Annotated in this window: 23 protein-coding genes; 1 reads left to right on the forward strand and 22 read right to left on the reverse strand. The window is 44.4% G+C overall.

The features are described from left to right. Positions 1 to 123 precede the first annotated feature (123 nt). From sigK to JKM87_RS09680, 8 genes are all read right to left on the reverse strand, one after another. Positions 124 to 822 carry an RNA polymerase sporulation sigma factor SigK gene (gene sigK / locus JKM87_RS09645; protein ID WP_419761856.1) on the reverse strand — a complete coding sequence of 233 codons (699 nt, stop codon included), beginning with the start codon at positions 820 to 822 and terminating at the stop codon, positions 124 to 126. A gap of 179 nt (positions 823 to 1,001) precedes the next feature. Further along, entirely contained in the window at positions 1,002 to 3,209 is a 2,208-nt protein-coding gene (locus JKM87_RS09650) for a TRAP transporter permease (RefSeq protein WP_202080149.1), read from the reverse strand. Between the two features lie 123 nt (positions 3,210 to 3,332). Beyond that, on the reverse strand, positions 3,333 to 3,869 hold the full coding sequence (locus tag JKM87_RS09655) for a DUF1850 domain-containing protein (RefSeq protein ID WP_336885159.1): 537 nt from the start codon (positions 3,867 to 3,869) through the stop codon (positions 3,333 to 3,335). A gap of 34 nt (positions 3,870 to 3,903) precedes the next feature. Continuing rightward, on the reverse strand, positions 3,904 to 4,923 hold the full coding sequence (locus JKM87_RS09660; protein WP_202080151.1) for a TAXI family TRAP transporter solute-binding subunit: 1,020 nt from the start codon (positions 4,921 to 4,923) through the stop codon (positions 3,904 to 3,906). A 351-nt stretch (positions 4,924 to 5,274) separates the two neighbouring features. Beyond that, entirely contained in the window at positions 5,275 to 6,741 is a 1,467-nt protein-coding gene (locus JKM87_RS09665; protein WP_202080152.1) for a catalase, read from the reverse strand. Between the two features lie 253 nt (positions 6,742 to 6,994). Next, positions 6,995 to 8,134, reverse strand: coding sequence for a zinc-dependent alcohol dehydrogenase (locus JKM87_RS09670; RefSeq protein WP_202080153.1), 1,140 nt, complete (start codon positions 8,132 to 8,134; stop codon positions 6,995 to 6,997). Positions 8,135 to 8,454: 320 nt separating this feature from the next. After that, on the reverse strand, positions 8,455 to 8,958 hold the full coding sequence (locus tag JKM87_RS09675; protein ID WP_202080154.1) for a FixH family protein: 504 nt from the start codon (positions 8,956 to 8,958) through the stop codon (positions 8,455 to 8,457). Between the two features lie 76 nt (positions 8,959 to 9,034). Further along, positions 9,035 to 9,625, reverse strand: coding sequence for an SCO family protein (locus tag JKM87_RS09680; protein WP_202080155.1), 591 nt, complete (start codon positions 9,623 to 9,625; stop codon positions 9,035 to 9,037). A gap of 200 nt (positions 9,626 to 9,825) precedes the next feature. Here JKM87_RS09680 and JKM87_RS09685 point away from each other — a divergent pair, with 200 nt between their 5' ends. After that, the gene (locus tag JKM87_RS09685) at positions 9,826 to 9,996 is read left to right on the forward strand and encodes a hypothetical protein (RefSeq protein WP_202080156.1); all 171 of its coding nucleotides are present in this window, start codon (positions 9,826 to 9,828) and stop codon (positions 9,994 to 9,996) included. 32 nt (positions 9,997 to 10,028) lie between these two features. On the opposite strand, the gene JKM87_RS09690 is transcribed toward JKM87_RS09685, so the two are convergent. The 14 genes from JKM87_RS09690 to recD2 form a co-directional block, all read right to left on the reverse strand. Beyond that, positions 10,029 to 11,735 carry a thiamine pyrophosphate-binding protein gene (locus JKM87_RS09690; RefSeq protein WP_202080157.1) on the reverse strand — a complete coding sequence of 569 codons (1,707 nt, stop codon included), beginning with the start codon at positions 11,733 to 11,735 and terminating at the stop codon, positions 10,029 to 10,031. A gap of 114 nt (positions 11,736 to 11,849) precedes the next feature. After that, positions 11,850 to 13,610: a peptidoglycan D,D-transpeptidase FtsI family protein gene (locus tag JKM87_RS09695; RefSeq protein WP_202080158.1), complete on the reverse strand. Its 1,761-nt coding sequence runs from the start codon at positions 13,608 to 13,610 to the stop codon at positions 11,850 to 11,852. Positions 13,611 to 13,753: 143 nt separating this feature from the next. Further along, positions 13,754 to 14,230, reverse strand: a complete 477-nt coding sequence (gene greA, locus JKM87_RS09700; protein WP_202080159.1) for a transcription elongation factor GreA — start codon at positions 14,228 to 14,230, stop codon at positions 13,754 to 13,756. 40 nt (positions 14,231 to 14,270) lie between these two features. Further along, positions 14,271 to 14,963 carry a uridine kinase gene (udk, locus tag JKM87_RS09705; RefSeq protein WP_202080160.1) on the reverse strand — a complete coding sequence of 231 codons (693 nt, stop codon included), beginning with the start codon at positions 14,961 to 14,963 and terminating at the stop codon, positions 14,271 to 14,273. Position 14,964: 1 nt separating this feature from the next. Further along, positions 14,965 to 15,618, reverse strand: coding sequence for an O-methyltransferase (locus JKM87_RS09710; protein ID WP_202080161.1), 654 nt, complete (start codon positions 15,616 to 15,618; stop codon positions 14,965 to 14,967). Positions 15,619 to 15,641: 23 nt separating this feature from the next. Beyond that, positions 15,642 to 16,784: an endolytic transglycosylase MltG gene (gene mltG, locus JKM87_RS09715; protein ID WP_236838734.1), complete on the reverse strand. Its 1,143-nt coding sequence runs from the start codon at positions 16,782 to 16,784 to the stop codon at positions 15,642 to 15,644. 128 nt (positions 16,785 to 16,912) lie between these two features. Further along, complete coding sequence (locus tag JKM87_RS09720; RefSeq protein ID WP_202080162.1) at positions 16,913 to 17,182, reverse strand: DUF1292 domain-containing protein; 270 nt, start codon at positions 17,180 to 17,182, stop codon at positions 16,913 to 16,915. Positions 17,183 to 17,199: 17 nt separating this feature from the next. Continuing rightward, positions 17,200 to 17,616 (reverse strand): Holliday junction resolvase RuvX, encoded by a 417-nt coding sequence (gene ruvX, locus JKM87_RS09725; protein WP_202080163.1) that lies wholly within the window; start codon positions 17,614 to 17,616, stop codon positions 17,200 to 17,202. Positions 17,617 to 17,630: 14 nt separating this feature from the next. Beyond that, positions 17,631 to 17,906, reverse strand: coding sequence for an IreB family regulatory phosphoprotein (locus tag JKM87_RS09730; protein WP_202080164.1), 276 nt, complete (start codon positions 17,904 to 17,906; stop codon positions 17,631 to 17,633). A gap of 59 nt (positions 17,907 to 17,965) precedes the next feature. Continuing rightward, a complete protein-coding gene (gene alaS, locus JKM87_RS09735; protein WP_202080165.1) occupies positions 17,966 to 20,608 on the reverse strand; it encodes an alanine--tRNA ligase in 2,643 nt (880 codons plus the stop codon). Between the two features lie 492 nt (positions 20,609 to 21,100). Then, the gene (locus JKM87_RS09740; RefSeq protein WP_202080166.1) at positions 21,101 to 22,168 is read right to left on the reverse strand and encodes an AI-2E family transporter; all 1,068 of its coding nucleotides are present in this window, start codon (positions 22,166 to 22,168) and stop codon (positions 21,101 to 21,103) included. A 119-nt stretch (positions 22,169 to 22,287) separates the two neighbouring features. After that, the gene (locus JKM87_RS09745; RefSeq protein WP_202080167.1) at positions 22,288 to 22,500 is read right to left on the reverse strand and encodes a hypothetical protein; all 213 of its coding nucleotides are present in this window, start codon (positions 22,498 to 22,500) and stop codon (positions 22,288 to 22,290) included. Positions 22,501 to 22,517: 17 nt separating this feature from the next. Continuing rightward, complete coding sequence (locus tag JKM87_RS09750) at positions 22,518 to 22,709, reverse strand: hypothetical protein (RefSeq protein ID WP_202080168.1); 192 nt, start codon at positions 22,707 to 22,709, stop codon at positions 22,518 to 22,520. A 156-nt stretch (positions 22,710 to 22,865) separates the two neighbouring features. Then, the gene (gene recD2 / locus JKM87_RS09755; protein WP_236838737.1) at positions 22,866 to 25,268 is read right to left on the reverse strand and encodes an SF1B family DNA helicase RecD2; all 2,403 of its coding nucleotides are present in this window, start codon (positions 25,266 to 25,268) and stop codon (positions 22,866 to 22,868) included. Positions 25,269 to 25,270: the final 2 nt, after the last annotated feature.

The raw sequence follows: 25,270 nt of genomic DNA on the forward strand, positions 1-25,270 counted from the left end.
GGTTTGTTATGAGACACACAGTGTACACTCAGTGTATATGAGATTTAAGGGAGGCCCTATGTATCGGGACTCCCTTCATTTTGATCGATTCGTAAACTACAGAGTCAATCAAAAGACTGTTTATTACGACCGCCGCTTCTGCTTCACTTTGTAAAACTCATGGAAGAGCTTCATGAGCGCCCTCTTCTCAATCCTCGACACGTATGATCTGGAGATGCCTAGTTCTTTGGCAATTTCTCTCTGCGTACGTTCTTTCTCTAAATCTAATCCAAACCGTCCGATGATGACTTCTTTCTCACGCTCATCGAGGACGTGAATATGTTCATATATTTTGTTTTTCTCCATTTGAAGCTGGACGAGATCAATGACGTCATCCATGTCTGCCTTTAGGACATCTATCAGCGTGATTTCATTCCCTTCCTTATCAGTACCGATAGGGTCATGTAAGGAGACGTCTTTCTTCGTTTTCTTAAGAGAGCGCAAGTGCATGAGTATTTCATTCTCTATACAACGTGCGGCGTAGGTGGCCAGTTTGGTGCCTTTGTTAGGAGAGTAGCTCTCCACACCTTTGATCAATCCGATCGTGCCTATGGAGATGAGGTCTTCCGTATCTTCGCCCGTGTTTTCGAATTTCTTAACAATATGGGCAACGAGACGTAGGTTGTGTTCAATCAAGAGATTTCTGGCTTCTTCATCTCCTTCTTGAAGCCTGGCGAGGTAACTGTCTTCTTCTTCATCACTTAGAGGTTGAGGAAACGCGTTGTTTTTAACATAAGAAACAAAAACCATCAGCTCTTTCAGTAATAAAGCGATGGTTGTCATGAGACCTGGCAAAAGCTTTCACCTCCAAAAAGCAGATTACTATTATCCTATGAGGCAAAAGCGTTGTCCGTGTCTGTCCCACTTAAAAATTATGCTAAACATTAATGTCGCATTCATCTCGTCGTATTTGTGTCTGGTATTTGTAACGTGAAAAAATTCCCTTCAATCACCCACCATCGTTAATCGTTATGTGAGGAATGCCTCCCGCTTGTGTGGATGTTTGACTTGGGCTGAGAACGAGACTGTTGCCAATACTGACGGGCAAATAAGACGCCTAAGGCCAAGGCACCTATCACGTCCGTTATCCAGTGAAAATGAACCAGTAAGAGGGCGGTGACCAGAGCTATCCATCTCTCCACTTTGTGGTACGTGCGACATAACCAGTTTTGAATAAAAGAGGCAAACGCAATGATCCCTAGTAAGGCCGTTAAGATATTGACGAGGACGATGGGCCATGGATCGTCTGTGAGTAAGAGTATAGACGGATTTAAGGCGAAGGCAAACGGTAATAGCAACGCCCCCGAGTCGTACTTAAACCCTTGCACCCCTGTACGTAGGGGTCCGGCTTTGGCAATCCCGGCTGTCGCGTAGGCGGGTAGATTAATAGGTGGGGTATCATCCGCTAACACGCCATAGTATAAGACGAATAAGTGTGCGACCAAGACTGGCAGTCCTAATGTGACGAGAACGGGTGCGACAATGGCCGCTAGAATAATATACGTAGCTGTCGTCGGTAAGCCTAAGCCTAATAATAAACAAGCGAACATGGAGAGAATTAAAGCGAAGTACAGCTGCGTATGATCTGTGACCATAAACGCCGGCAACATGGCCGTCAGATCTTCAGAGAATCCGGTCACAATACGGACGAACTTCGTCGATAAGCCTGTTAGTTGTAGCACCCCGATCAGGATACCGGCCGTGGCACATGCTACGACGACAGACAAGGCGTTACGTGCCGCGAGTTCAAAACCGTGCAGCAACTGCTTCCACCCGAATCGCACTGGGGCCGTTTCAATATTAAATGTTTTTTGCATCACAGCAAACGCGAGAGCCAGTACTGTACCTAACACGATCATCAGGGCGATTTCTGCATGCCAGCGAATAAAGTTCTGGTCAACATGCGCTAATAGACGTTCTATCCCATAGGCAAAGCCAAATAATACACCTGCTAAAAACAAACTCCTGCCCACTCTCTCCTTAAACTTATGAGCGAAGTAGGCGAGCACCATTAATAGAATAATGGAAAAAAAGGCTGCGTAAAATACGGAACGTCCCTCAAGAACTAAGAAGTAGATGAGAACTAAGACGGGAACGATTAAATAGCCCTGTGAAATGAGAAGTTGCCGTCCTGACACTAGTTCATCCTTGGACATCCCGCGTATTTTATTTTTGGACGCTTCAAAGTGCACCATGAATAAAATGGCGGTGTAACACAAGATAGCTGGGATAAGTGCACTCTTAATGATATCGATATAAGGTAAGCCTGTGAATTCAACCATGATAAACGCTGCAGCCCCCATGATCGGCGGTAAAAATTGCCCACTGGAGGAAGCGGCTACTTCAATGCCCCCCGACACATGCGGCTTGAAACCCACCTTTTTCATGAGCGGAATGGTAAATGTCCCCGTCGTAACCGCATTGGCCGTAGAGCTGCCCGAAATACTCCCCATCATACCACTGGCCAACACGCTCGCTTTGGCAGGGCCGCCTTTATATCGCCCAAAGGCCCGCAGCGCGAGATCAATAAACATCTTTCCCGCTCCTGTCGCCTCTAGCACAGCGCCGAATAAAATAAAGATAAAGACGTAGCGCGCTGAAGCGTATATGGGTGTGCCAAAAACCCCAGATAAAGTATAGCCCATCTCATGTAAAAAACGAGTCAAATCCCCTCGCGTGTGATGAAACTGCCCTGGCATATACTCACCCAGAAAGAAGTAGAGGATAAAGATACTAGCAATGATCACCAACGGTTTGCCCACGACCCGCCTCGTCGCGTCCAGTACGAGGACGATGAGCAAGGCAGATACGAGTAGGTCTATCCCCGATGGGTTACGATTCATAATATGAGGGGCGGTCATATGAAACATGATGTGAAGACCCACAAATGCAGAGCATAACGCTAGTACACAATCGTACCAGGGGATGGATGATTGACCCAACCCCTTTTTAATAGGAAAGATGAGAAAAACGAGTATTAATCCGAAGGTGAGATGCAAGACGAGGTATTCTCGTGAACCGACCCCTGGAAAGAAGCCAAAACCCGCTATATAGAGATGAAAGAGTCCCATCAGTACACTGAACGACAGAACGATGCGTGCCCAGCCCTGTCTCAGGTGACGGTCGCTTCCTTCTAACTCCATGATATGTTTGTGTTGATCATCCCCCATCCGTTTAACGCCTCCTTTCAAGAAGATTCAAGATTGAATGAAACCGTGAACCATGTGCTGCGCTATTCCTAATCCCTGCCGCTAGAGGGTAGGCAAAATAAACGAGGATAGATAGTATGAGTGTCAGTGTTCTAAAATAGCTTCTAGCCATGTAAGGTGACGGACTTCGATTTTAATTCTTGTACTGGCATAAGGCTCTTCCGATAACATGATACGATGATCTCGAAAATGGAATGTGTGTGGGTATTTGTTAGAAGGTTGCATCAGAAACGCTCCACCATGAATAGGTCGATGCAAATCCTTCAACACATAAAAGCCGTCGACCATCTCGACCGTGCCCTGTTGCTCATACGGTAAGCCAGCGCCAAATGATTTTGTCCAACTTTCCATCGTCAAGATTTCCCCTGCACGATTCACCTTGAATTTCTCTATCACGGGTGATTTCTCAACTGAGTGTAAGTACTCATGGTAGAACCATTCTCCAGCTTGTATATCTTCCTGCCACAGGATTTGACCCGATTTCACATCCTCGATCACCAACACGGTATCGGGACTGAACACGTGAAGGAAAACCGTTAGCAGTAGACATAGTAAGACCGTTGTCAGAGTGATGATAAATATACCTAAAGGCAATTGCTTTTGAAAAAGGGCACTGCGCACGCGCAATACCCTGGCGTTCCGTTTGCATGTACAATTACGGCTCATCGTAGAAGCGTTGCGCCCCTGGGTGAACGTCTATGGACATGCCATCAAGCGCTGTTTCTAAGGTGATATCGTGCCCTCTATCATGGGTGTTTTGTAACACTTGTAGATTATCAAAGATCGCCTTTGTGATTTCATATACCTGCTCTTCTGGCAAATCCTCTCTGACGATTAACATCGCTTGCACAGCAACAGTAGAAACATCAGTATCTAACCCATAAGTATCTGCACTAATCTCAACTTCGGTATAGTAGGGGTATTTGTTCACCAGTGTGTCAATTTGTTCAGCTTCAATGCTAACCAGACGAACATCCGTCACTGCTCCTAGTTGTTGTATCGCCCCCGTCGGCGTTCCCGCAGTGACGAATGCGGCGTCTACATTACCGTCCTGCAGGGCAGTAGAAGCGTCCCCAAACCCCATGAACTCCACGCTAAAATCATCATGTGTGATACCGTGTGCCTCTAAAATTTGAGTGGCATTCGCTTCTGTGCCTGAACCAACATCACCGATGGCCACGCGTTTCCCAACTAAGTCTTGTACCGTTTCTATTCCTGTGTCAGCCGTTGTCACAATTTGTATCGTCTCGGGATAAAGGGTTGCTAACCCTTGAAATCCTGATAATGCTCCCTCAAACATTTGTGTGCCTTCTAGTGCATAATAAGCCATGTCATTTTGGACTAAGGCCATCTCAGCTTCTGCCTCATCCAATTCAGCGACGTTCACAAGCGAAGCACCACTCGTCACACCGGCGGCAGTCATCCCCTCAACATTGGCGTCTAAAATGTCACCTATGGCAACCCCAATAGGAAAATACACACCGGCTTCTCCACCCGTTAGAATAGTGACATCCTTCACCCAGTCAGCATGCTCGTCATCGACCCTATCTTTGGCACCGTCATCTACACCTTGGCCAGGTTCCCCGTTCTGCTGCTCTTCATCGGTACCGCCACAGGCAACGAGCATCAAACCCAAAGCGAGTAAAAGGGCCAATATCACACTTAACTTTTTCAATCATCTTCCCCCCTCATGGTTTTGGTTTCTTTGTACCATTTGAATTAATGGTCCATTAGGCCTTTAATCCCATCTTATTCCGTTGTACCAGCAATTATTATTATCCTGTTCTGATTTACATTTCTTAGCGTTATAAGGCCACAGTGGGCGTGCATATCGAAAAAAAACCTCAATACAATGTATTGAGGGGGCAAAAGCAAATGTATTGAGGGAGCAGATGATGTTTGATGATAAGAGATGTTCGTTAGATTACAATACATATTTTAATTCCTTACGCTATATTTAAGTTCATTTGTTCCTTTTTGAGCAGTATGCCCGTTTTATTCTTCATTGTGAGATAGGTCTTAACACTTATTGACTGATATGTTCGAGATAAGGTGTGATGTCCACGTTAAGACTTTCGGCAAGCCGTCGACCTAAATCTTCATCGGCTCTATAGAAATTGCATACCGCACGTAATACCGTTTCTTCAGCCACATTTTCGAGATCTGCCGTCATATTTTTAATAACGGTTGCTTGTTCTTCTTCAGTATAACGGCGCCACACTTGGCCTGCTTGACCGAAATCGTTCGTTTTTTCGATCTTGTTTCTACCCGCATAGCCTTGAACAGGTGTCTGGTGCTCAGTATATGACGGGTCTTCCTGTGGTGTTTCACTATAGCGATTTGGCTCATAGTTGATGCGATCATTCTGTTGTTTAAACGGCATCGCGCCATCGCGTTGGTTGTTATCCACTTTAGCAAATGGGCAGTTAATCGGGAGTTGCTGATAGTTTGCCCCAATTCGATAACGTTGTGTATCGGAGTAAGAGAAGAGTCTACCTTGTAAAAGTTTATCCTCAGAAGGTTCGATACCAGGGACAAGCACCCCAGGGTTAAAGCCTACTGATTCTGTTTCGGCAAACACATTTTCAGGATTACGATTTAAGGTCATCGTTCCTACGAAGACGGATGGAATATCCTCTTCAAACCAGTCCTTAGTGGCATCTAACGGATCATAGTCAAAGTTATCGATGTCTGCCGGGTCTAGTATCTGCGCGTAGAGATCCCACTCAGGATAGTCCTCCGCTTCAATCGCTTGATATAGATCAATTGAGGCATGATTAAACTCCTCTGCCTGAACCGCTTTGGCTTCTTCCATCGTCAGGTTTTGTATCCCTTGCTTAGGCACCCATTTAAGCTTGACATAAACCATGTTGCCATGTTCGTTCACCCATTTGAATGCATGGACGCTTGAACCCCGCATTTGTCTGTAATTAGCTGGGATCCCTTCATCGCTAAACAGATGCACGAGCATGTTCGTTGATTCTGGGGACAGGGACATGAAATCCCAGTAACGGTCTGGATCTTGCACGTTTGTTTGAGGGTCTGGTTTGAGGGCGTGTACCATATCAGGGAATTTCATGGCGTCACGTATGAAAAACACGGGCAGATTATTCCCTACAAAATCATAGTTTCCTTCTTCAGTGTAGAACTTAATGGCAAAGCCACGTGGGTCACGTAACGTTTCTGGAGAATGCTGTCCGTGAATGACGGTAGAGAAACGGACAAACACAGGCGTTTCTGTCCCTTCTTCTTGTAGGAAGGCTGCTTTCGTATAACGTTTCATGCTGTTTTTAACAACAAACACACCGTGTGCCCCAGATCCTCTCGCATGGACGACTCTTTCTGGTACACGTTCTCTGTCAAAGTGCGCCAGCTTTTCTAACAGCTGATAGTCCTCTAATAAAGTCGGTCCGCGCTGACCTGCCGTACGAGAATTTTGGTTGTCACCAATAGGGACACCTTGATTAGTGGTTAGTTTCCTCTGATCACTCATGTTTCTCCTCCTCCAAGTGATAATTATAATCATTACTTATTTACAATAATTATAATTTAATTATTGTTATTATATATTACAACTCGTGACGGAAGGAGTCAACATATAAAAACGTCTGATGCTCACTCGACATAAAAAAGATTTGTATATTCCTTCTAACCGCAAAAAGCCAAGGCGAAACATCACCTTGACTTTTATCTCTTATATGAGGCTTTAAATCGTATTTAGGTTTAGGTAGGTTTAGGCAACAATCTTACGACGGCTTCAATATCACTTTGATACAGTCATCAGACTTCGTATCAAAAATCTCGTAACCCTGCTCCGCCTTCTCTAAAGGCATGCGATGGGTAATAATGTCTGTTGGGTCAAACTCCCCCTGCTTAATCATGTGGTACAACTCAGGCATATAGTGAATGACGGGTGCTTGTCCCATTTTTAACATGATATTTCGAGCAAAAAAGTCCCCGAGTGGAAAAGCGTTGTAGCGTGTACCGTATACCCCAACCAAAGCCACAGTTCCACCTTTTCTCACCGCTTGCGAAGCAATTTGGATGGCGCCCATGGAACCACCTTGTAGTTTGAGGGCACTTTGTACGAGTTCCATCGTCGTCATCTTCCCGTCCATCCCTACGCAGTCGATGACAACATCAGCTCCACCTTTGGTCATCTCTTTTAAGTGATTGCCGACATTCTCTTCTTTAGTGAAATCTATCGTTTCAACGCTATTAGTCTTCTTTGCATGCGCCAAACGGTATTGAATATAATCGACGGCAATGACCCTTTTGGCCCCTTTTAACCAAGCAAATTTTTGAGCGAGTAAACCAACGGGACCACATCCCAGAACAATGACGGTATCTCCTGACTTCACCCCACCTTCTTCTACCCCCCAATAAGCGGTGGGTACAATATCCGATAGGAATAAAATCTTCTCATCCTCCATTTCGCTATCCTCTGGGACCTTAAATGGCGTAAAATTACCGTAGGGCACTCTTAGATACTCCGCTTGACCACCAGCATAACCGCCGTACGTTTCCGAGTAACCGAAGTAAGCGCCCGCTTCTCCGTGGGGATTAGCATTATCGCACTGACTCTCTAACTGATGTTGGCAGTAATAGCACTGTCCACAGGAAACGTTAAAGGGGACGATGACACGATCTCCTTTCTTGAGATGCTCAACATCCGGTCCCGTTTCCTCAACAATACCCATAGGCTCATGTCCAATAATAAAATCCTCTGGCGTATTGGGGACCATGCCGTGAATTAAATGTAGATCAGAGCCACAAATAGCTGTACTCGTAATGCGCACAATGATATCATCTTTTTTCTCAATCTTAGGGTCTTTGACTTCCTTTACCTTAACGTCTTTTACACCTTGTAATGTTACGGCCTTCATTTCCTATCTCCTTCAATCATATGTATTTACATATAATATCCCCAAGCTTGTCGATTGTATGATATAAAGCTAAACCCTTTACCACAAAAGATCTCTTGTGTAAGATCTTGAATTCTTTGGAGATGACATAAACCTTAGTGTAGGAGATGCAAGGTCCTGTGGTATATGGATACAAAAAAAGCCGTGATCCGCTCGTCACAACTTCGGTTAGACACCATGACCATTTTTTCCTTCTATCTCTTCATAGTTATAGTTATGGTGTTCTATCATATATTCTTACGTCCGTCTTGATCTGCACCTAATCTTCATATAACTGACCTTCATCTATTAGCTTCATCTGTTTGAGCTTCATCTGATTGATTCTCGTTTAGATAACCATGATCGTAACGAGAACCTGGTTTTGAGCGTTTGGCTTCTTCTATTTCGTTATGTGTAAATGATCCGACTGGTATGACGTCATGCGGCATCACATGCATGTCTCTTGCTGTTACATGTGCCATCACATGATAAATCCCTTCTTCATCGAAGGACACTTGAGCTGTATACCGTCCATTATCCTCTAGCTCCGCTGTAAGAAAAAGGGGGTCCTCACCCTCTTGTAGGACTTCAAATTGGACAACGAGGGCATCATCAACAGGCTCATCGCCTTGAAGGATGTGTACCGCGAGTATGACGTTTTCCTGTGGTTCTATGTTTTCCGGTTCATATTCTAAGTCTACCTGAAGTAGGTGTACAGTCTGATCGTCGACTGACTCACCTGAGACACAGGCAGATAAAAGTAGAACAAGGATTAGCCCTAGTAAGCATGTGTTGTATATTTTCATTATCCGTCATCCTTTATGATGAGTACTGAATTTGCATTCTGATAGCGCATATGGATCGGTAATAGATACGTTAGTGCTATTGAGAAAGCGCTTTGGTATCTTGAACCATCTGTTCAAAAGGAATCTCTTGTAGCCCTGAGTACGTCTTAGCAATAACACCCTTTTGATCTATGAGATAAAAACGGGTGCCATGAAGATATTGGTCTGTATCTGTCATTTCTTCGAGCACAGTGTTAAAGTCCTCTGCAAGGTCCTTAACCTCTTCTCTTGTATAACCCGTAAGAAAATCCCACTGTTCAGGATCAATAGAATGCTGTTGTCTATACTCCTGCAGCACGTCAGGTGTATCCCTTTTAGGGTCCACAGTTAACGCTACGATAGGTGGCTTCAGGCCTTTCGCTTCTAGTCTTTCTTGTAATTCAATCATATTCGTTGTCATCATAGGACACACTGTGTCACAGGATGTAAACATAAAATAAGCTAACCACACTTCACCGTGATAATCTGAGATGGTGACAGGCTCACCCTCTTCGTTCACAGCCGTAAACTCATCATCTTCATCTACAGCCCAATCCAATCGCTCTTTGATTTCCGTTTGTCCGCAAGCCACTAGTAATAAAATACTGAATGTAGCGCAGCTGATGATCACGTATAGACGGTGTTTCATGTGAAAAGCCTTCCTTTCCCATGATGTTCTTTTTTCATTCTAACACAATACACTCCCAACATTATGGGCAAAAAGTTACTATTATATGAACGCATCCCGTTGATCGGTCACATTCATAATATTAGGCTTATCCTCTAATGACCTTACTTATAGCAGACCATACATTAAGAGTAACAGAGTGAGAAGGCTGGTGAAACATGATGGCAGAATGTAAAAAATGTGAGGGACTTGGGACGAAGGACTGCGAAGAATGTACGGTAGAATGCTTTAACTTCTTTATAGGTAGAACTTGCCCCACTTGTGCGGGCATGCTTATCATCCCGTGTCCAGAATGTGCAGGGTCGGGGCAAGTTCCTGATGAAGATGACTAGCGACGAGAAGAACAGTTCGGAGGATGGTTCCTCTAGCTGTTCTTTTTGAATTCATCCCCTTTTCCTGTTAAAGGCGGCATTGTTTCACTTACATGAACATCTAACACAACGGGACCCGGTTCTTGGTAAGCTTCTTTGAGCTCCGAAATAAGATCAGTATTTTCACTCACGCGTCTGCCTTTTGCCCCATAGGCGGTGGCTAGTTCTGCAAAATTCGGATTTTGAAGGCTCGCTCCAAAAGATTGTAAACCTTTCTGTTCCATTTTATGCTTTTCCATAGCCAAAGCGTGGTTATTGAGGACAATAATGGTCATCGGTATCTTGTACTTAACGGCCGTTGCTAGCTCAGACATGGACATCTGAAATCCCCCGTCCCCTACTACGGCAACGACTTGGCGATCAGGTTCATTTATTTTAGCTGAGATAGCGCCTGGTAAAGCATAACCCATTGTTCGCCATTTACCCGAATAAAGGACATCCTGTTTTGTCGCTTGGAAGATGCGGTTGTACCAGATGGTGTTATCTCCTGTGTCCAGTACCATAATAGCGTGTGTGTCTACAGTCTGATCGATGGCCGCCATGATACGTTGTGGCGTCAATGCGCCTTTATCACCACCTGACCGTTCTTGCCTGAATTGATCATCTATGGTTGTTTTGGTCCGAGTCACTTGATGAGACCATTGCTCACGATTGACCTGGCTCGGTTGGGATTGTAGTTGCTCATAAAGCTGCGGAAGCACTTCTCTCACGTCACCTACTAACCCATAGACGGTGTTTGGATGTGCTTCTATACTCGTGGCGGCCAAATCGACCTGTACCACTTTGGATTGTTGTGGGACAAAGCCTTCTGGCCACCAATTGGCACCTATGACTAAGACCACATCGGATTGTCGGAGCAAATCCCGCCCCTCTAGAGTGCCTCCTTCGCCGATACCGCCAACGTACTGTGGATGTGTATAAGGTATCGTTCCCTTGGCCCCAAGGGTTTCTATGATGCCCGCTTGCAGGGACTCAGCGATATTTAGAATCCAATCTCTTCCCGCTCTTGCCCCTTCTCCTATGAGTAGCATCGGTTTGCTAGCGTTCGCTAGAAGCATCGTTGCCTCGGGCAATTGATGAAAGGCTTCAATATGTTGTCTTTCAAGCACACCGACAGGAGGTTCAATTGGAGCTGAGCATGGTAAGGAGAATACATCCTTAGGCACACTCACATGGGCAACGCCTTTCTTCATTTTCGCTTGTAGTATAGCCTTCTTTAGGATTTTAACTGTGGCATCAGGATGGGTTAGTTGTTCAGAGTAAACGGCTAAGGGGCCGATTAATTGCTGTTGATTCACGTATTGCTTCGCTTCCGTTCCGATCTTACTAGACTCTACTTGTCCCGTAATAACCAATATAGGGATGCGATCTGCAGCGGCATCAGCAATCCCGTTGAGCATGTTTGCCAGGCCCGGGCCGCTTGTACCGACCGCAACGGCCAGCTTTTGTGTTAGTTTGCCTTCCGTTGAAGCCATCATGGCAGCCCCATTCTCAGAACCAACGGCATAATAATGAATCTTATCTTGTTTGGCGACGGTATCAATGAAGTCGAGTGTGGCATCTCCTATGACGCCATACATGTTCTCAATGCCCCAGACGTGTAGGAGCTCTAACATTGTCTGTGCAACGGTTCTTTGAGCTCCTATCTGACCATCTGTGTTCGCGAGGGGTTGTCTCTGTGGTGATGATTCTGCACTCATGGCAATCTCCTTTCCTACACTGTAGGTTTTTTAGATATAGTACTAATATGTAAATATTTCCCTCTAAATATTCTTACATGAGAATTTAAGGGAGTGCCTACCACTGCTTGGGTTTCAACGATTGTCATAGAGCCAGTCTACGATATCAGAGAAGATGGGGAGCGAACGGTTCTGTGTATTGGCCGGTTGGTCCAGAGTGAGCACAACGATGCTGTACCTCGGGCGTGTAGCTGGATAGTACCCTGCAAACCACTGGTGATTACGACCACCAGAGATTTGGGCCGTACCAGTTTTTCCCCCTACATCCCAACGCTCATGATGGATGGCCGATGCTGTTCCGTGTGTCACGACCCTCGCAAGCAGCTGGCGTAAGCGATAAGCTGTGTAAGGAGAGATCTGATCGCCTCCCAATGGTTGTTGTTTAAAGTCGTAAAAGTGGGCGCCTGTATTGTACAGAATGTCCTGAACGGCTGTTACTTGCCGTTTGTTTCCTCCTTTACTTATGGTGGCCATCATATTGGCCACAGCCAAAGGCGTTACCTGTACATCTAGCTGACCAATGCCCGTTTGGCGTAGGAATGCCTCATCATGACGCACATCGTCCTTTCGGTTGGTGGCAAACACTTGTCCCACTTCTTCATGATCTAACTGCTTAAATTGATGATAGTCGTAAACGCTTCCTTGCCAGCCGTTCAGTTGTAATAGGCCTAGCTTTTCCGCGTAGTTTTGTAGTTTCTCAGGGCCTATCTGTTGAGCAAGCTGACCAAACACTATATTGCAGGATTGAGCAAAGGCTTCTTCAAAACTGATTCTGCCATGCCCCTCCTCCTTCCAACAATGAAATTGGGTCCCTTCTAACGTACCATCACACTCGAACATCTGTTGTGGCTTAACAATACGTTCTTCTAGTGCAGCAGCAGCAGTGACAATTTTAAACACTGAACCAGGGGCATAGCGTTTCAGTGCTTTGTTTTCCCTCGATACAGGTGAAAAAACGTCAGGTGTATAGACGGGGCGACTACTCATCGCTAAAATTTCATTCGTACGGTTATCGAGGACAATAGCGGCCCCTTCTTCTATTCCGTGTTGGTTCAGGGTCGATTCTAATTCAGTCTGTAGTGCACGATCGATTGTCGTCTGGATAGAAAGAGGGTAAAAGGGGTTGTCTTGCCCGTAGTATTTGATATCCATTCCTTTAATAGGGTCCCCATGTGCATCCACATAGTAAGATAACGTTGTTGGGCCGTTTCCCAATAGGAAGGGTTGAAATGTTTTTTCTAGACCCATAATGCCAACCTGACTGTCTAAACGTAATCTTCCTTGAGCAAGTTCCTTGGCATACTCAGTTTGTATCATGGGTGAATTCTCTCCCACATCCCCTATAAGGTGTTGGGCCAACCTATCTTCCGAGGTAAAACGTTGCTGATAGGGAACGGCAATAAAACCATTGATGCCTAGTTCATTCGTCGTGCTTGCTTCTTGTTCCGTTAACTCAAGCAGACGTTGATTGTGCTTGAGAACCTGAGGCTCCTTCACTTCCCTCAAGATGTTCTGCAGTTGCTCACCAGAGAGACCGAGCATATCAGCGACCTGTGTGAGCTGCTGAGGCGTCAGACTCTTAATGGCAAAAGGGAAGGCCACTAGGGCATAGGTATCATAGTGAATAAGAGAGTGATGTTGACGGTCTGTGATATCACCTCTTCCTGATTGGAGGACCACTTGTTGCTGTCTTTGCTGAACCGCTTTTTTGATCAGGTTAATGTGATGCTTTGAGAAGTTCTCAGTGCCAAGAATCTGGATATAGACTAAGCGTCCCGTTACACAGAGCATCCCTACCATCATTAACAGGAGCACGATCAATACCCTTCTTACCATTTTGTCTGTTTACCCCCGCATACGGACTAAGTTAGTTACTAGTACTAGTCTTGCCATTACGGTTATAGCCATACACCATACAAAAAAGCACTGTGAAAAAGAATACACAGTGCTCTCATCCGTCGTATATAAAAACGATAATCCTACGTGTTCACTTCAAGTATCTTCACTTTCATTTCTCCACCAGGGGTTTGCACGAGGACTTCTTCACCGATTTCTCTCCCTAACAAGCTTTGCCCCATTGGTGAGTCATTGGAGATTTTACCGGATAAAGGGTCGGACTCCGTACTTCCGACGATCGTGTACTCTTCCTTATCACCGTCAGGTAGTTCCTGTATCACGATCGTCTTACCCATGCTCACGACCCCTTGTGGACTATCGTCAGCTTCAATGATTTTGGCATTTCGGATCATATTTTCTAATTGCGTGATACGTCCTTCAACGAACGCTTGCTCATCTTTTGCCGCATCATACTCCGAATTCTCACTTAGGTCTCCAAAATCCCTTGCGATCTTAATCCGTTCTACAACCTCTTTACGCTTTTCAGTTTTAAGGTATTCTAGCTCTTCCTGAAGCTTCTCCAGTCCTTCTTCCGTGACGAAAGTTTCTTTCCCTTCCATAAGATCAACCTCCTCAAATGACTTATTTTACCTTATCCTATTACGCCTGAATGAATTCATGTTTGCGTAAAATTGTCTTAATCTTAGTGACCATGAGATCGATAGCCACTTGATTCTCCCCACCCTCTGGAATAATGACGTCTGCATGTTTCTTTGAAGGTTCAACAAACTGTAAATGCATAGGGCGAACAGAGTGTAAATACTGGTCGACGACAGAGTCAAAACTTCTTCCCCGATCACGTATATCTCTCATCATACGCCTAATAATCCTTACATCAGAGTCAGTATCGACAAATACTTTTATATCCATTCGTTCTCTTAGTCGTTCATCCTCTAAAACTAATATCCCTTCAACAATCACCACATCTCTAGGGTCGATCCTAATGGTCTTATCTGAGCGTGTGTGTAATTTATAATCGTAGACCGGCATTTGGATCGCTTGATAGCCACTGAGTTGATCCAAATGTTCAATTAACAGATCGTTATCAAAAGCGAAAGGATGGTCGTAATTGGTCTTGACTCGTTCTTTCATCGATAAATGCGTTTGGTCTTTGTAATAAGAGTCTTGGGCAATCATGACAATCGACTGGTCTCTTAGGGTATTATAAATTTTTTTAGCAACGGTCGTTTTACCTGAACCTGTTCCACCTGCAACACCTATAATGACAGGCTTATGAGATCGGGTCGACTCGGTATGTTTTGGGACACTTCCTGTTGTTTTATCTTTCCCCATCTCATTTCTTCTCCCTTCTCTTAATACTGATAGCGAGTCCGTCTCCAATCGGTACGAATGACGTATCGTAACCGTCGTGGTTGGCTAACCATTCGTTATAGGATTTAATCTTCTTCACGAGTGAGCGGATGCGCTTCTGTTCAACATGATCTTGGAGAACTTCTCCATGGAAAAAGACATTATCTGTAATGATCATGCCGTCTTTTTTCAGTAGAGGACTGTATGATTCAAAAAAAGTGTGATACTGTCCTTTAGCCGCATCGATAAATATACAGTCATACTGCCGTCCTTGCAAATGATCAGCATAACGGGTGGCGTCTGCATGATGGATACGCACACGGTCTATCACGCCTGCTTCAGACAGAAAGCGGCGTGCTGTTTTAATTTTGTCTTCTTCCCGCTCTATGGTATCCAGCATGGCTTGTGGTGCCGCTTTTGCCAACCAAAGTGTTGAATACCCAATGGCCGTTCCAACTTCTAGGATGTTGTGTACTTGATCTTTATTTTGCAGTAGAACGGATATGAGTTGAATGGCAGAGCGGTCAATAATAGGTATCCGCTCTTCATGTGCTAACTGTTCCATTCTGGTTAGTATGGGATCATCTGACGGTGTTAATGAAAGAATATAGTCCTGCAGTTGTGCTGATACAATCATCTGCTTCTCCTACCTCATCGGTTTTAAAAGTTTCCTCGACTCTGGGCATTGTTTCTCTGATGCTCTTCGAACGTACGAGAGAAGTGATGTGCACCTGTCCCGTCCTTTTTTGTTACAAAATAAAAGTATTCATGATCCTCTGGGTTAAGTGCTGCTTTGATTGATTCTCGACCAGGACTAGCGATGGGGCCCGGTGGTAAACCTTCATGCATATACGTATTATAAGGACTTTCAACCTCTAAATCCTCATATAATAATCTTTCCCTCGGTTTTTCTAGTACAAACTGCACCGTGGCACAGGATTGTAAAAGCCAGTCCTCACGTATACGGTTATGAAAGACACCAGCTATCACAGAACGTTCCTCATCAAGCACCGCTTCACGTTCAATAATGGAGGCTAAAGTTATAAATTCATACTCATTAAGCCCCAATCGCTCGATCTGTTCCTCCCATTCGATTCCTTCATCACTCATCGCCTCAAGGGCACTATTGAATTCTTGTTCAAACTGTTTAAGCATGATACGGATGATGTCCTCTTCAGATGCGCCTTTAAATATTTCATAAGTCTCAGGGAACAAGAAGCCTTCAAGACGATACTTTCGTCCTTCGACGTCGTCAGGGATATATTCCAGAAATGAAAATTCACTAAAATCCCCTTCATTGACCAGGTGTAAAAATTGCTCTTGATCAACCAGCCCTTCTTCTTCTAGGTGTTCGGCCATCTGTTGGATCGTGTACCCTTCTGGAACGGTGAAGCGTTCCACCTCTTGGTGCAAACGTCCCTCCTTCAATTGCTCAATCATCTCGTCTAGTTCCATACTAGGTGACAGCTGATACTCTCCTGCCTGGAAACCGCTATGACCATGGTAACGAATATAGTAGTAAAATATTTTTTCATTCTTAATGAGATTATGTTCTTTTAAAATCGATGCAATGGTCGTCCCTGATGAACCCATGGGTACTTCAACCATGACAAACGCTTCACTTTCCGGATCGACTGGCTGTAGATTCGTATATATGTAATATCCCCCAATTCCAGCCACACTTGCACCAATAATGAAGAGAACTAGGAGTGTTATGACAACAATCTTCACTGGTGAAAATGAGCTCCCCTCATCATAATCATCATTTCTTCCCCCGATCATGTCTTCGTGTTCATCTTTCATCGCTTTCCCCTCCTATCCCGTCTATTATAGCGGTAATTGTTTGTTATTGGAATAGTGAGCATACAGTAAAAGAAGACCACCTGCTGATGGCCCTCTTCTATGTTTCCCTTATGGTCACTATAGATGATTTATAGGTCTTCTTCCTCTATCAGTGTCTGGAAAGTGGATTCAACAATCTCCCATTCTTTATCATCTTCGATAATGAACAGGGATAGGTCGTCACCATTTTCCTCGTAACGAAACGCATAAACTTCATCCACTTCTGGGTCCCCATCGACAGGGATGACCATCATATACTGTTTTCCTGTTTGTTCAACATCAAACTTATAGAGCACTTCAAATACTTCTTCATTACCTTCTTCATCGGGTATGATAATTTTTTCTACATCTTCAGCCATTCCCAACCCTCCTTGCCTTATTTTATCGAGTCTAAAAAGCCCTGTAGGATCATGACAGCAGCTACTTTATCTACGACTTTTTTTCTTTTTTTTCTTGTCATATCAGCTTCGATTAACATGCGCTCTGCTGCTACAGTAGACAGTCTTTCGTCCCACATTTGTACTGCAACGTTCGCATATTGTTCAAGGGACTTGGCGAACTCTTTACATAATTCTCCCCTTGGACCAATCGTTCCATTCATATTTTTGGGTAAGCCGACGATGACTTTTTGGACGTCATATTGTTTAATGAGCGACTGTAGGCGCTCTAAGTCTTTGTCCAGTTGGTTTTCTTCCCTACGGATAACCTCCAACCCTTGAGCCGTCCAACCTAATTCATCACTCATACTGACACCGATCGTTTTGTCTCCTACATCTAAGCCCATGTATCTCACAATAATTTATATCCCTACTTTTGTAATTGATCTTGGTGTTGTGATAGGTAAGAGCGTACCAACTCTTCAATGAGCTCATCCCGTTCTAGCTTGCGGATCAATGTTCTAGCGTTGTTATGACGTGGTATATAAGCAGGATCTCCAGACAATAGATACCCGACGATTTGGTTAATAGGGTTGTATCCTTTCTCCGCTAGGGAGTGATAAACATTCAATATCACTTCCTTGGAGTCCATTTCCACTTTCTCTGACTTCACGTTAAATTTCATAGTGTGATCCTTAAAGCTCATCACAAACACCTCTTTCTCCCATGACAATTTGTTCCTTATCTACTATTGTACTCTAATTCTTAAGATTGTAAAACGGATTTAACAAAATCGGGAGCAATGCTTAACGCTTCTTCTAGTTGTTCAGGTTTTTTCCCACCGGCTTGAGCCATGTCGGGGCGACCTCCACCACCGCCCCCACAACGCGTAGCCACCTCTTTTACGAGGTTTCCGGCGTGTAGCCCTCGCGCCATAGCATCTTTAGTGACGCCAGCCACAATACTGACTTTTTGTCCTTGTACTGCACCGAGAACGATGACACCTGTATCCATTTTTTGTTTGAGGTCGTCAACCATTCCGCGCAATTGATCCATATCGTTAGCCGACACTTTTGCTGAGATCACTTGGACGCCGTCAATCTCCTGAGCTTGCTCTAACAAGCTTGCTCCTTCTACATTGCCTAGTTTGGCTTTGAGTGATTCATTTTCTCGTTGGACTTCTTTCAGCTGACTTTGTAAGCCCGTAATGCGCTGAGGGACTTCTTCAGCTCTAGACTTTAATAACACAGATGCCTCTTGCAGTACAGTTTGTTTGCTGGTGAGGTATTGGTACGCCTCTCGACCAGTCACAGCCTCAATCCGTCGTGTCCCTGCACCTATACCACTTTCAGCTACGATCTTAAATAAACCTATTTCAGAGGTCCGATGTACGTGGCATCCTCCGCATAGTTCCAAGCTATAGTCGCCCATCTGGACGACACGTACAGTATCCCCATACTTTTCCCCAAACAAGGCCATCGCACCCATTGCTTTTGCCTCTTCTATGCTACGATACATGGTTTCCACTTCAATGTTACGCCACACGTATTCATTAACGATACTTTCGACCTTTTCAAGCTCTTCTGGCGTGCAGGCATTAATATGAGAGAAGTCAAAACGTAAGCGATCCGCTAAAACAAGGGAACCGGCCTGATTAACATGCTCACCTAGCACATCTTTTAGAGCCTGGTGTAATAAATGGGTGGCAGAGTGATTCTTGATAATATCTGTTCGTGATGCACGATCGACCTCAGCTGTGACATGCTCTCCTTTTCGTATGCGACCCTGTTCGACGGTTCCAATATGCACGTGTTGGCCATTAGGCGCTTTCTGTACATCCTCAACTCTAAACCGGGCATCTCCTACTTGGATGTAACCTCGGTCAGCCACTTGTCCCCCGCTTTCTGCGTAAAATGGCGTTGCTCGGAGCAGGATTTTTCCCTCTTCACCTTGGGACATGAAGTCTACCCACTGTTCATCCACTGTGAGACCAATGACGTCTGATTCTTCTTTTAATCGATCGTAACCCACAAATTCACTCTGTTCTGTGAAGTCTGCTAACACCCCACCTTGAACCTGCATGCTCCCCACTTTCTGTTGCGCCTGACGTGCTCTCTCTCTTTGCTTCTTCATTTCAGCTTCAAAACCGTCGTGATCCACCTCTAGTCCCTCTTCGGAGACAAAGTCTTCCGTTAAATCTAGTGGGAATCCATACGTGTCGTACAATTTGAACGCCTGCTCTCCTGAGAGGACACGCACGTTTTCTTTTTTCATAGAAGCAATCATGTCGTTTAGAATGGCTAAGCCTTCATTGAGGGTCTCATGGAAGCGTTCTTCTTCATTTTTAATCACTTTTGAAATGAATTCTTCTTTGTTCACGACTTCAGGATAAAAATCTCCCATAACTTTCCCTACTGTTGGCGTCAACTTATAAAGGAATGGCTCGTCAATGCCTAATACTTTACCGTAACGTACTGCCCGACGCAGAAGTCTACGGATCACATATCCTCGACCGTCATTAGAAGGGAGTGCACCATCGCCTACGGCAAATGTGACCGTACGCACGTGGTCAGCAATAACTTTGAAAGCCACGTCCTTGTCTTCCTCTTGGTTATAGGACACGCCTGCGATCTGAGACGTATGTTCAATTATGGGCTTGAACAGATCCGTTTCAAAGTTCGTAGGAACATCTTGAATAACAGAAGCCATCCGCTCTAGTCCCATGCCAGTATCAATATTTTTCTTTGGTAACGGTGTATAGGTGCCGTCGGGATTATGGTTGAATTCTGAGAATACAAGATTCCAGATCTCTAAGTAACGTTCATTCTCTCCCCCGGGGTATAACTCGGGGTCTTGTGGATCGTTACCGTAGTACTCTCCTCTGTCATAGAATATTTCTGTATTAGGTCCACTCGGTCCTTCTCCAATATCCCAAAAATTTCCTTCGAGTCTGATGATGCGGTGTTCAGGTATACCGATGTCCTGAAGCCAAATATCATATGCTTCGTCGTCTTCCGGGTGCACTGTAACGGAGAGTTTCTCCGGATCAAAGCCTATCCATTTCGGGTCCGTTAGAAATTCCCATGCCCAATGAATCGCTTCTTTTTTGAAATAATCGCCGATGGAGAAGTTACCCAACATTTCGAAGAAGGTATGATGTCGTGCTGTTTTTCCTACGTTTTCAATATCATTTGTACGGATGGACTTTTGCGCGTTCGTGATACGCGGGTTATCCGGTACGACACGACCGTCAAAATACTTTTTGAGCGTGGCTACACCGCTGTTAATCCACAGCAACGATGGATCGTCATGCGGAACGAGTGGCGCACTGGGCTCAATATCATGTCCTTTTTCTTTGAAAAAGTCTAGAAATCGTTGGCGTATATCTGTCGCTTTTAGATCATTCACGTGGTTTTCATCCTTTCTCTATATTTCATTTTAAGTGTAAACCATTTTATATTCCATTTTATCTTGCCGAACTGTCGAGCCATACAACGTCTCTTTCATGGATGAATCCTAGAACCCTATCTGAGACATGTGAGACAAAATAAAAACCCCTTCGTTCCTAACCTCCTGCTTGGACGTCAGGGACGAAAGAGTTTCTCTCACGCGGTACCACCCTGCTTACACAACTATGTATACCAATTCGTCAACATGATAGGACATACATATGATTGTGTCGCTCTCACACGATAACGGCGTGACCGGCAGGGATTAGCTGCTCTCCAGAATGGCTTTCCACGATATCGCTCTTAAGAATCCTCTCAACCAAGGCTCGCAGATGCATTGGGATTCTCTCTCTGTAAGGGATAACCGTGTACTTCGTTCCTTCGTCAATTTAACTTCGACTATGTTTTAGATATCGACATTATACCTACATTGCTTTATGAATGTCAATGACTATGAAGACCTCTTATACCGAAATACAACGTGCATCACAATCACTTTGACAACCATATAAAATGGTACAGCAAAGATGAGACCAAAAATTCCTCCTACCTCAGCTCCTGCTAACAAGACTAAAATAATGGTCACTGGATGAACATTTAACCTCTTGCCCATGATATAAGGCGCTAATACGTTTCCTTCAACGATTTGAATGACCGTATTCAGTACAATAACCCAAACGATGAGGATGGGATTCGTCACCAATGCGATGAGGAGCGCCGGGATGATCCCTATAAAAGGCCCGAAGTAGGGGATAATATTAGCGATGGTGGCAATAATGGCCAACGAGAGCGCATAGCTTAAACCAATATAATAATAAGCTACAAATGTCATGACCCCCACAAATACACTGATGATGATTTGTCCGCGTATATATTGTCCCAGGGTATAATCGATATCTCTTAGAATATGAAGCACATGTCGCCGATAACGAATAGGGATCGTATGGAATATCGCTTTCTTCAGCATTTTCCAATCGTTTAAGATATAGAACACCAGAAACGGTATGATAAACAGGGAAAATAGGTTACCAATGCCGTCCTTCAAGGTTGTAATCGTTTCCTTGATCTGATTACGTGTATCATCCTCTAGCTGCCCCATTGCGTCATCAATGCCGTAGTGCATACCGTCAGGGAGTTGTTCAATGTGTTGATTCACCCACCAAAACCACTGGAAAAATAAACGCTCAATTTCCGGTAGTTTTCTTAGGATGGCCTGTACTTGCTGAACCACGAGAGGTGATGCATACCAAAACGTACCCGCAATCGTGGCAATAACAATCAAATATAACATGAGAATCGTCATGGTCCGATGCATCCCTAGTGCTTGGCCTTTGCGTACAATAGGATGTAACAGGTAGGCAATGACCAAAGAGGCTAAAACAGGGATCCCTACCGTACGTAGGAGAATCCAAACGGGTAGGAGGTAAGGTGCAATTCGTAATGCGAGATATACACTGACTAACGATAAAGCAATAAACGCCGTGATCAGAACCCAACGTTTTGAAAAGGGAATTTTCACCGCACCTCTCCCCCTTCCTGCAGATTGGTTTAATGTTAGTTTAACCAGCACAGACAAAAACATGATAAAAAAGCTAAGCCCAAGTGGACTTAGCTCCCGGCAGTTTATTCTTAAGTGAATTAACGCGCTTTTTTACGCATGGCACTCATCATTTGTGTCGTATTGTCTAAGACGTCGTTCGTTCCTCTCAGCATGTTATTCATGGTCTGTCTCATTCCATTCTTCATTCGATGGTACCCTTGAGGTTCCTCTTTCCGTCTCATCATCTGCATCACAAAGAGCATAATCCCACAGATGGCCATAAATGCTGTCATGAATGAATTTTTTCTCAAAACGATACCCCCTTAGGCTACTGGGCTTTAACTTGATCTTCAAAAAGGTCATTTAGGGAGCTGAGCGAGCCATCTTCTTCCACTTGATAAATGTCCGCTATCTGTTCATCACTCATGGTAAACTCTATAAAGCATCCCCAACAGTAATACTGATGTGTTCCTATTTTTCCGATATCCTTACATTTGCAATTTGGACATGATAATAGCATGTTCATTTCCTCCTATTTTATGCTATTACCATTTTGGTCCAAATCCCTGTGTTGTATACTTTCTCAACCGTGTCGTTTTTGTATCACCGTGTAAGTGCACTCCCTAAATGAAAAAAAGGGTGTACAGTTGCCGAAGCTGTACACCCTTATGTTACCTCAGTTATCTTTTAACATGCGATCTAAGGTGGACTCCTCTTTTTCCAATCCTTGGTCCATCTGACGATCCTCTGCTTGATCCTCTTCAGCTGTTCTCATTTCGACACCAGGGTCTGGAATCCGTGCTTGTAGGGTTTCCTGCAAAGTGGTCCATCGAGACGTTTCTTCTTGATCATTAATCGCATTAAGAAATGTCCTCTCTTCACCACATAAGATGAGATATTCTTTCCCTCTCGTAATAGCCGTGTACACTAAATTCCGTCTTAACATTCTAGCGTACTGCCGTACGAGAGGAACGACAACAATGGGGAATTCACTCCCTTGGGATTTATGAATGGAGCAACAATAGGCCAGCGTGAGCTGATTAAGATCCTGTCGTTTGTACACCACTTCCGTCTGATCAAAAGTCACAACAATCATATCTTCCTTATCTGTCGTTTCTTTTGCCCATATCATGGCACTCACTTCACCAATGTCACCATTAAACACGTTCTGTTCGGGATTATTGGCTAGTTGTAATACCTTGTCTCCTACCCTGAATGTGGTATCACCATGTTTCATTTCTCTTTTTCCCTTTTTCGCCGGGTTAAACTCTTCTTGTAAAGCGACATTGAGTGCATCTATACCCGCGTCCCCACGATACATAGGAGCTAAAACTTGAATATCCTTTGGTGTATACCCTTTTCTTTTCGCTGAACCACAGATCTGACGGATCATGTCGACCAAATGTTTGGTCTCACATGGAAAGAAACGGCGGTCCGGCTTATCCTCTTTCAAGTCTGTCGGAAACTCCCCTCGCTTCATTTGATGCGCGAGCGTAATAATGGATGACCCCTCAGCCTGACGGTAGATATCTTGTAACTCTACTTTAGGTATCCGTTCACTTAAAATGAGGTCCTTTAGGACTTGACCGGGTCCAACGGAAGGTAATTGATCCTGATCACCCACAAAAACAACCTGAATATTTGTAGGTAAAGCCCTGAATAGCTGATTGGCTAACCATTGATCCATCATGGAGCTTTCATCAATGATCATGACTTTTCCTTCTATAGGTTCATCTTCACTCTTATCGAAATCCTTGCCCCCACGCCAACCTAATAGGCGATGAATCGTAACAGCAGGGACACCAGTTGATTCAGACATGCGCTTAGCAGCACGGCCCGTAGGTGCCACTAATATGACAGGAAAAGGTTCATCTTTATTCACGTAGTCCTTAGGGTCCAGGGAGAACCCATGCAACTCTGCGAAGAGCTCACATACACCCTTGATGACCGTGGTTTTCCCGGTACCAGGTCCACCAGTCAAAATCATCACCTGTGAGTGTAGCGCACGCTCAATCGCTTCACGTTGCGTCGGGGCATACTCAATACCCAGACGCTCTTCAAGTTCACCTAAGGCCTGATAAAATTCCTGCTGATTAAATGTGACGCTAAAATCACGCTGTAGGAGTTGTTTTAGCTTTTTGGCGAAGGCTCTTTCAGCAAAAAAAAGAGAAGGTAAGTACACGCGGTCTTCCTCGATGATCACTTTTTCCAACCGACCCATGTCTTCAATTTGTTCTTTGAGTGTGTCTACGTTTAGCTTCGCTTGTAATTCGGTGTCTTCAGCAGTCAGCCATTTTAATACACCATCTACTAATGGCTCGTATGGATAAAAGACATGGCCACTCTGATCACATTTTTCACGTAGATAATAATAGAATGCGGCCTGAATTCTCTCTGGGGCATCACGCTCAATTCCCATGGCCTGCCCGATCACGTCAGCACGCTTAAATCCAATGCCCTCAATATCTTCAATAAGTTGGTACGGATTCTCCTCGAGGACATTCATGGCCATTTCCTGATACGTTTGATAAATTTGCACCGACAGGGCCATTCCAATCCCGTACTGGGACAGCTTAATAATAATTTGCTCCAATCCTTGGTGTTCCATCAACTTCTCATGTATCGTTCGCTGTAACTTCTCAGAAAGGGACGACACCTCTTGTAATATGTCAGGAGATTCTAGTATACGCCCAATCGCTTGTTCTCCTAACGTATTGACAATCGCTTCGGCTGTCTTTTTCCCTACTCCAGGAAAAAGGTCACTAGATAAATACTGTATAATGCCGTCTCTACCCTGGGGGAGCTCTTTTCGATAATGTTTGATGTGATATTGGAGACCAAATTTATGGTGTTCCTTCAGCTCTCCCCAAAACGTATACGTATCATCCTCATATAAAGGGGGAAAATTCCCCACTACGATCATTTCCTTTTCCTTCACATCTTCCGTTGTTTCAGTGATTCTAATCCGGGATACGGTGTACAGATTTGTAGGGTTATGAAAGATTTCATGAATCAGTTTACCTTTAATATAAGCTTGTTGCTCATCGAACAATGGCAAGGAGGGTTGAACGTCTGCCATGC

It is taken from the genome of Caldalkalibacillus salinus (genome assembly GCF_016745835.1).
Lineage (GTDB): Bacteria > Bacillota > Bacilli > Caldalkalibacillales > JCM-10596 > Caldalkalibacillus_A > Caldalkalibacillus_A salinus.